The sequence below is a fragment of the Pseudomonas sp. TWI923 genome (genome assembly GCF_039673365.1).
GTDB classification, from domain to species: domain Bacteria; phylum Pseudomonadota; class Gammaproteobacteria; order Pseudomonadales; family Pseudomonadaceae; genus Aquipseudomonas; species Aquipseudomonas sichuanensis.
Genome location: NZ_JBDJLM010000121.1, coordinates 1 through 8,084, shown reverse-complemented (window position 1 = coordinate 8,084; position 8,084 = coordinate 1). Strand labels below are relative to the sequence as shown.

The 8,084-nt window shown below is 64.9% G+C and carries 6 protein-coding genes; 4 read left to right on the top strand and 2 right to left on the bottom strand.

The window, feature by feature from the left end; translation table 11 throughout:
* Positions 1-135: 135 nt before the first annotated feature.
* Together lptG and lptF are read right to left on the bottom strand one after the other, a co-directional pair.
* Complete coding sequence (gene lptG / locus ABE459_RS24940; RefSeq protein ID WP_125465321.1) at positions 136-1,197, bottom strand: LPS export ABC transporter permease LptG; 1,062 nt, start codon at positions 1,195-1,197, stop codon at positions 136-138.
* The gene (gene lptF / locus ABE459_RS24935; RefSeq protein WP_125465322.1) at positions 1,190-2,305 is read right to left on the bottom strand and encodes an LPS export ABC transporter permease LptF; all 1,116 of its coding nucleotides are present in this window, start codon (positions 2,303-2,305) and stop codon (positions 1,190-1,192) included. Before lptF ends, lptG begins: the two co-directional genes overlap by 8 nt.
* 289 nt (positions 2,306-2,594) lie before the next feature.
* Between lptF and ABE459_RS24930 the strand changes: the two genes are divergently transcribed.
* The 4 genes from ABE459_RS24930 (at position 2,595) to ABE459_RS24915 (ending at position 7,993) form a co-directional block, all read left to right on the top strand.
* Positions 2,595-4,088: a leucyl aminopeptidase gene (locus tag ABE459_RS24930; RefSeq protein WP_323833879.1), complete on the top strand. Its 1,494-nt coding sequence runs from the start codon at positions 2,595-2,597 to the stop codon at positions 4,086-4,088.
* A 51-nt stretch (positions 4,089-4,139) separates the two neighbouring features.
* On the top strand, positions 4,140-4,568 hold the full coding sequence (locus tag ABE459_RS24925) for a DNA polymerase III subunit chi (RefSeq protein WP_323833881.1): 429 nt from the start codon (positions 4,140-4,142) through the stop codon (positions 4,566-4,568).
* Between the two features lie 5 nt (positions 4,569-4,573).
* Positions 4,574-4,942, top strand: coding sequence for a DNA polymerase III subunit chi (locus ABE459_RS24920; RefSeq protein WP_125465325.1), 369 nt, complete (start codon positions 4,574-4,576; stop codon positions 4,940-4,942).
* 204 nt (positions 4,943-5,146) lie between these two features.
* Positions 5,147-7,993, top strand: a complete 2,847-nt coding sequence (locus tag ABE459_RS24915) for a valine--tRNA ligase (protein WP_110993229.1) — start codon at positions 5,147-5,149, stop codon at positions 7,991-7,993.
* The last annotated feature ends 91 nt before the right edge of the window (positions 7,994-8,084 follow it).

Genomic DNA, 8,084 nt, shown 5'->3' with positions numbered 1-8,084 from the left:
GGCTTGCCCCGCGATGGCGTTTCGAAGGCCATCGCGGGGCAAGCCCGCTCCCACGAACCGCCGCTCCCACACTCCACACAGAGCAGCAATGAAAAAGCCGACCCAAGGGTCGGCTTTTTTATTGCTGTCACGCCATCAACCGGCCCGACGCAACATCCACACACCCGCCAGCGCACAGATCCCGGCCGGGATCAGTACCGCCAGCAGCGGCGGGAAGCCGAACACCTGGCTCGACGGGCCAAGCAGGTCGCCGGCGATGCGGAACACGAAGCCCACCAGCACACCGGTGAACACGCGCTGGCCGAGAGTGACCGAACGCAGCGGCCCGAAGATGAAGGAGATCGCCATCAGCACCAGCGCTGCCGTCACCGCCGGTTGCAGCACCTTGGTCCAGAAGGCCAGCCAGTAACGGGCATTGTTCAGGCCCTGGTCGGAAAGGTAGTGGATGTAGTCCCACAGGCCAGTGATCGACAGCGACTCCGGCGCCAGCACCACGGTGTTGAGCAGCTCGGGGGTGACCGAGACATCCCACGGTTCCTGGGCGTTCTTCACCACTTCGGTGTGATCGCCACGGAAATAAGTGGTGCTCACATCGCTCAGCATCCAGCGGTTGTCGCTGTACTGGGCCTTGCGCGCAAAGCTCGAGGTGAGGATCTTGCGCTGGTCGTCGAAGCGGTAACGGGTGACACCCAGCAGCAGGCCGTTGGGCTGCACCGAGTTGATGTGCACGAACTCTTCGCCCTGGCGATGCCACATGCCGCGCTTGGAGCTTTGCGCCTCACCACCACCCTGGGCCAGCGAGCGGTCGGCCTGGGCCTTGTTCTCGGTAGCGGGGGCGACGTATTCGCCGATCAGCACGCCCACCAGCATCAGCACCAGCATGGGCTTCATCACCGCCCAGACGATGCGGCCAATGGATACACCGGCGGCACGCATGATGGTCAGTTCGCTGCTGCTGGCCAGGCTGCCCAGGCCGATCAGGCAGCCGATCAGCGCCGCCATCGGCAACATGTCGTAGAGCCGGCGCGGCGCGGTCAGCAGCACGTAGCTGCTGGCGTCCAGCACGGTGTAGGTGTCGCTCAGGTCGCTCATCTCATCGATGAAGGCGAACAGCGAAGCCAGGCCGAGGATGATGCCCAGCACGGCAAGAATGGCCAGCAGCACGCTCTGGCCGATGTAGCGATCCAGTTTAACCACGGGCCACCTCCGCACGGCGCGCGGCGCGCTTGAGGCGCAGCGGCTCCCAGTACATCAGCCCCAGGCCGATGAGCAGGAACAGGCCATGGACCCACCAGATACCCAGTGAAATGGGCAACTTGCCCTTCTCAAGGGCGCCACGCACGGAAATCAGCATCGTCAGATAGGCCATGTACAGAAGAATCGCCGGCAGCAGCTTGAGGAAGCGGCCCTGGCGTGGGTTGACGCGGGACAGCGGTACCGCCAGCAGGGTCACGACGAACACCAGCAGCGGCAGCGACAGCCGCCACTGCAGTTCGGCGCGCTCACGCGTACCGTTCTGGCCGAGCAACTGGGAGGTGGGGATCGCTTCACGCTCGGTCACGTCTTCGGCGACTTCCGGCTTGGGCAGCAGCACACCGTAGGTGTCGTACTTGATCGCACGGTAGTCGGCCTGGCCGGGGTTGCCGTCATAGCGGTAGCCGTTCTCCAGCACCAGGTAGCGGTTGCCGTCGGCCTGCACTTCCTGGTGGCCCTTCTCGGCAACCAGCACCGAAGGCGCGCGGTCCTTGGTCTTGTCCTGGTTGAAGCGCTTCTCGGAGATGAACACCCCGGCCAGGTTTATACGGTCGTCGGACAGCTGCTCGGTGTAGGTCACCCGGGAGCCGTCACGCAGGGTCTGGAAACGGCCCGGCACCAGGGTGTCGAACTCGGTCAGCGCATCCTGCTGGGCAATGATCTTCTGCACCTGGGCCACGCCGAGCGGCGCCAGGCTCAGGCTCAGCCAGGCCACCAGCAGGGCGACCAGCGCCGCCGGCGCCATGGTCATTGCCAGCAGGCGTTGCTGGCTCATGCCCGTGGCCGAGAGCACGGTCATCTCGCTTTCGAGATAGAGCCGGCCATAGGCGAGCAGGATGCCGAGGAACAGGCCCAAGGGCAGGATCAGCTGCAGGAAACCCGGCAGGCGGTAGCCCATGATCAGGAACAGCACGCTCGGGTCGAGCACGCCCTGGGCGGCCTGGGCCAGGTACTTGATGAAGCGCCCGCTCATGATGATCACCAACAGCACGGCGCTGACGGCGCTCAAGGTCAGCAGGACCTCGCGGGACAGATAACGAAAGACGATCAAACCAGACACTCCTGGGTTGTCAGGGGCGGACAGCCATACGAACGATTCGCAACAGCCAGGACCAATGCCGGTTCGCCAAGGCGAACCTCCATGTAAAGTGCGCGCATTATCCTGTGATTGACGGCGCCTGTCACTTGGCCGCGCATGACAGAGCACATCGGGGTTGTCATGAAGGTTGCGCCAGGCTCAAACTGGCAGCTTTTCCGCTGGCCGGCAAAGGCCGCCAGCCCCGTATTCCGAGCGCCTGCGAAAGACAGCGCCCACTCACAGACCATTCGGGGATCCAGACATGGAACTGGTTGTAAAAAGCGTAGCCGCCGCATCCGTCAAGACCGCCACCTTGGTGGTGCCGGTGGGTGAAGGGCGCAAGCTCGGCAATATCGCCAAGGCCGTCGACCAGGCCACCGACGGCGCCATCAGTGCGCTGCTCAAGCGCGGTGACCTGGCCGGCAAGCCGGGCCAGACCCTGCTGCTGCACAGCCTGCCCGGCCTCAAGGCCGAGCGCGTGCTGCTGGTGGGCAGCGGCAAGGAAGAGGCGCTGGGTGACCGCGCCTGGCGCAAGCTGGTCGCCAGTGTCGCCGGCGTGCTCAAAGGCCTCGGCGGTACCGATGCGGTGCTGGCCCTGGACGATATCGCCGTGACCGCCCGTGACGGCCACTACGGCAAATACCGCCTGCTGGCCGAAACCCTGCTCGACGGCAACTACGTGTTCGACCGTTTCAAGAGCCAGAAGGCCGAGCCGCGTGCACTGAAGAAAGTCACCCTGCTGGCCGACAAAGCCGGCCAGAGCGAAGTGGAGCGCGCCGTCAAGCACGCCAACGCCATCGCCAGCGGCATGACCTTCACCCGTGACCTGGGCAACCTGCCGCCGAACATCTGCCACCCAAGCTTCCTCGCCGACCAGGCCAAGGAGCTGGGCAAGGCGCACAAAGGCCTCAAGGTCGAAGTGCTGGACGAGAAGAAGATCAAGGACCTGGGCATGGGCGCGTTCTATGCCGTGGGCCAGGGCAGCGATCAACCACCGCGTCTGATCGTGATGAACTACCAGGGCGGCAAGAAAGCCGACAAGCCTTACGTACTGGTCGGCAAGGGCATCACTTTCGACACCGGCGGCATCAGCCTCAAGCCAGGTGCCGGCATGGACGAGATGAAGTACGACATGTGCGGCGCCGCCAGCGTGTTCGGCACGCTCAAGGCCGTGCTGGAACTGCAGTTGCCGATCAACCTGGTGTGCCTGCTGGCGTGCGCCGAGAACATGCCGAGCGGCGGCGCCACCCGCCCGGGCGACATCGTGACCACCATGAGCGGCCAGACCGTCGAGATCCTCAACACCGACGCCGAAGGCCGCCTGGTGCTGTGCGACACCCTCACCTACGCCGAGCGCTTCAAGCCCCAGGCGGTGATCGACCTGGCCACCCTGACCGGCGCCTGCATCGTCGCCCTGGGCAGCCACACCTCGGGCCTGATGGGCAACAACGACGAGTTGATCGGCCAGTTGCTGGACGCCGGCAAGCGCGCCGACGACCGCGCCTGGCAGCTGCCGCTGTTCGACGAGTACCAGGAGCAACTGGACAGCCCGTTCGCCGACATCGCCAACATCGGCGGCCCCAAGGCCGGCACCATCACCGCCGGCTGCTTCCTGTCGCGCTTCGCCAAGGCCTACCACTGGGCACACCTGGACATCGCCGGCACCGCCTGGATCAGCGGCGGCAAGGACAAGGGGGCCTCGGGCCGCCCGGTGCCACTGCTGACCCAGTACCTGCTCGACCGCGCCGGCGCCTGATGGCGCACGGTCAGTGGCGCCTGCTGGCGCCACTGACCGGCGATACGAACCATGAGCAAAGTCGACTTCTATATCCTGCCCACCGACTCGCTGTCGGCGCGCCTGGATTTTGCCTGCAAGCTGTGTGAAAAGGCCTGGCGCCTCGGCCACCGGGTCTACCTGCACTGCCAGGACGAGGCGCAACGCACCGAACTGGACCTGCGCCTGTGGCAGTTCAAGGGCGAGGCATTCGTGCCCCACGACCACGCCGAACTGCACCCGGACGCCCGCGTGGCGCTGGGCGTCGGCAGCGATGCCGGCGAGCACCGTGACCTGCTGATCAACCTGGGCGGCGATGTGCCCGGGTTCGCCAAGCAGTTCGAGCGAGTCGCCGAAATCGTCGTCGAGGCACCGGCGATCCGCCAGGCCGCCCGAGAACGATTCCGTTTCTACCGCGAACAGGGCTATGCTCTGCAAGACCACCGCTTACAGCGACTCTGACGACGATGGATAAGCAGCTGAACTCCCTCACCCATTCCGCCCACCTGCTCGACGATCTCGAATCGATTCGCGAACTGCTGGGTGACGCCAACCTGCAACCGCCGCTGCTGACCGAGACGGTTGAGCAGATTCCACTGTTGCTCGATGAGCCCGCCGGCGCACCGCCAGTCGCCCAGGCGACAGCCGCTGCGGCCCCCGAAGAGGATGCCCAGACCCGCCGCCAGGACACCCTGCTGCACCTGGACGCCGAACTGCGTGCCGCCGCCGCGCAGATCATGCAGGACGTGATCAACGACTTCACCCCGCATATCGAGACCGAGATCAAGCGCCGGCTGGATGCGCGCCTGGAACGCCTGCTCAAGCGCTCCGAATAAGCTGCCCCTTTCAGCGCCTTCTTCGCGGGTAAACCCGCACCCACACGTACACCGCAGTCCGTGAGTGCAGCACTGTACCTGTGGGAGCGGGTTTACCCGCGAAAAGCCTCACTCGGTGCAATGTCACTACACCGTGTCCCCTGCCGTCTCGCCGTTGTATACTTCCCGGCTTTCCTGAACAAATGCCATAGGGTCCCGCCGCGCATGGACAAGACCTACCAGCCGCACGCCATCGAAACTTCCTGGTACAACACCTGGGAGTCCGAGAACTATTTCGCCCCACAAGGTGCAGGCGAGTCCTACACCATCATGATCCCGCCGCCGAACGTCACCGGCAGCCTGCACATGGGTCATGGCTTCAACAACGCGATCATGGACGCCCTGATCCGCTTCCGCCGCATGCAGGGCCGCGACACCCTGTGGCAGCCAGGCACCGACCACGCCGGTATCGCCACCCAGATGCTCGTCGAGCGCCAGCTGGAAGCCAAAGGCCAGAACCGCCACGACCTGGGCCGCGACAAGTTCCTGGAGAAGGTCTGGGAGTGGAAGGATCAGTCCGGTGGCAACATCAGCCGCCAGATCCGCCGCCTGGGCTCTTCGGTGGACTGGAGCCGCGAGCGCTTCACCATGGACGACGGCCTGTCGGACGCGGTCAAGGAAGCCTTCGTGCGCCTGCATGAAGACGGCCTGATCTACCGCGGCAAGCGCCTGGTCAACTGGGACACCAAACTGCACACGGCGATCTCCGACCTCGAAGTGGAAAACCACGACGAGAAAGGCCACCTGTGGAACCTGCGCTACCCGCTGGCCGACGGCGCCAAGACCGCCGAAGGCAAGGACTACCTGGTGGTCGCCACCACCCGTCCGGAAACCCTGCTGGGTGACGCCGCCGTGGCCGTCAACCCGAACGACGAGCGCTACCAGGCGCTGATCGGCAAGTTCGTCAAGCTGCCGCTGGTCGGCCGCCTGATCCCGATCATCGCCGACGACTACTGCGACCCCGAGTTCGGCACCGGCTGCGTGAAGATCACCCCGGCTCACGACTTCAACGACTATGAAGTCGGCAAGCGCCACAACCTGCCGCTGCTGAACATCTTCGACAAGAATGCGATGGTGCTGGCCAGTGCCCAGGCGTTCAACCTCGACGGCAGCGTCAACGAGCAGATCGATACCAGCCTACCCGCGCAGTACGCCACCCTCGACCGCTTCGTCGCGCGCAAACAGATCGTTGCCGACCTCGACGCCCAGGGCCTGCTGGTCAGCATCGACGATCACGCCCTGAAAGTACCGAAGGGCGACCGTTCCGGCACAGTCATCGAGCCGTGGCTGACCGACCAGTGGTACGTATCCACCAAGCCGCTGGCCGAACCGGCCATTGCCGCCGTGGAAGACGGCCGTATCCAGTTCGTGCCGAAACAGTACGAGAACATGTACTTCTCCTGGATGCGTGACATCCAGGACTGGTGCATCAGCCGCCAGCTGTGGTGGGGCCACCGCATCCCGGCCTGGTACGACGAGGCCGGCCAGGTCTATGTCGGCCGCGACGAGGCCGAAGTGCGCGCCAAGCACAACCTGGGCAGCGATGTGCAACTGCGCCAGGATGACGACGTGCTCGACACCTGGTTCAGCTCGGGCCTGTGGACCTTCTCCACTCTGGGCTGGCCGGAACAGACCGAGTTCCTCAAGAAGTTCCACTCCACCGACGTGCTGGTCACCGGCTTCGACATCATTTTCTTCTGGGTCGCCCGGATGATCATGCTGACCATGCACCTGATCAAGAACGAAGACGGCACCCCGCAGGTCCCGTTCAAGACCGTGTACGTGCACGGCCTGGTGCGTGATGGCCAGGGCCAGAAGATGTCCAAGTCCAAGGGTAACGTGCTCGACCCGCTGGACATCGTCGACGGCATCACCCTCGACGCCCTGCTGGAAAAACGCACCAGCGGCATGATGCAGCCCAAGCTTGCCGAGAAGATCGCCAAGCAGACCAAGGCCGAGTTCCCCGAAGGTATCGCCAGCTACGGCACCGACGCCCTGCGCTTCACCTTCTGCTCGCTGGCCTCCACCGGCCGTGACATCAAGTTCGACATGGGCCGTGTCGAGGGTTACCGCAACTTCTGCAACAAGATCTGGAACGCCGCCCGCTACGTGCTGGACAAGGGCGAGGACTGCGGCCAGAACGGCGAGGCCTACGAGCTGTCGCTGGCTGATCGCTGGATCATCTCGCAGCTGCAGCGCACCGAAGCCGAAGTGACTCGCCAGCTCGAGCAGTTCCGCTTCGACCTGGCCAGCCAGGCGCTGTACGAGTTCATCTGGAACCAGTACTGCGACTGGTACCTGGAGCTGTCCAAGCCGGTGCTGTGGGACGAGAACGCCCCGGTCGAGCGCGCCCGCGGCACCCGTCGCACCCTGGTGCGCGTGCTGGAAGTGGCGCTGCGCCTGGCCCACCCGTTCATGCCGTTCATCACCGAAGAAATCTGGCAGCGCATCGCGCCACTGGCTGGCATCGACGGCAAGACCATCATGCTGCAGCCATGGCCTGAAGCGAACGAGAGCCGCATCGACGCCGCCGCCGAAGGCGACATCGAATGGCTCAAGGAGCTGATGGTCGGCCTGCGCAACATCCGCGCCGAGATGAACATCGGCCCGGGCAAGCCGCTGCCGCTGTTCCTGAAGAACGCCAACGCCGACGACCAGCGCCGCCTGCAGGAGAACGAAGCCCTGCTGAAGAAACTGGCCAAGGTCGAGTCGTTCACCGTGCTGGGCGAACAGGACGAAGCACCGCTGTCGGCCACCGCGCTGGTGGGTGACCTGCAAGTGCTGGTACCGATGGCCGGCCTGATCGACAAGGACGCCGAGCTTGCACGCCTGAACAAGGAAATCCAGCGCCTGCAGGGCGAAGTCCAGCGCGTGGGCGGCAAGCTGTCCAACGCCGCCTTCGTCGACAAGGCCCCGCCTGCCGTGATCGAGAAAGAGCGCGCCAAGCTGGCCGAGTCGGAACAGGCCCTGGCCAACTTCACCGAGCAGCATGCGCGGATCGCTGCGCTGTAACATTCAGTGAAGCTATCGCGGGGCGAGCCCCCACCCCCGGGATCCCACCAGGACTCGGGGGGGGGGGGGTGGCCCCCCCCGGGTGTGAGGC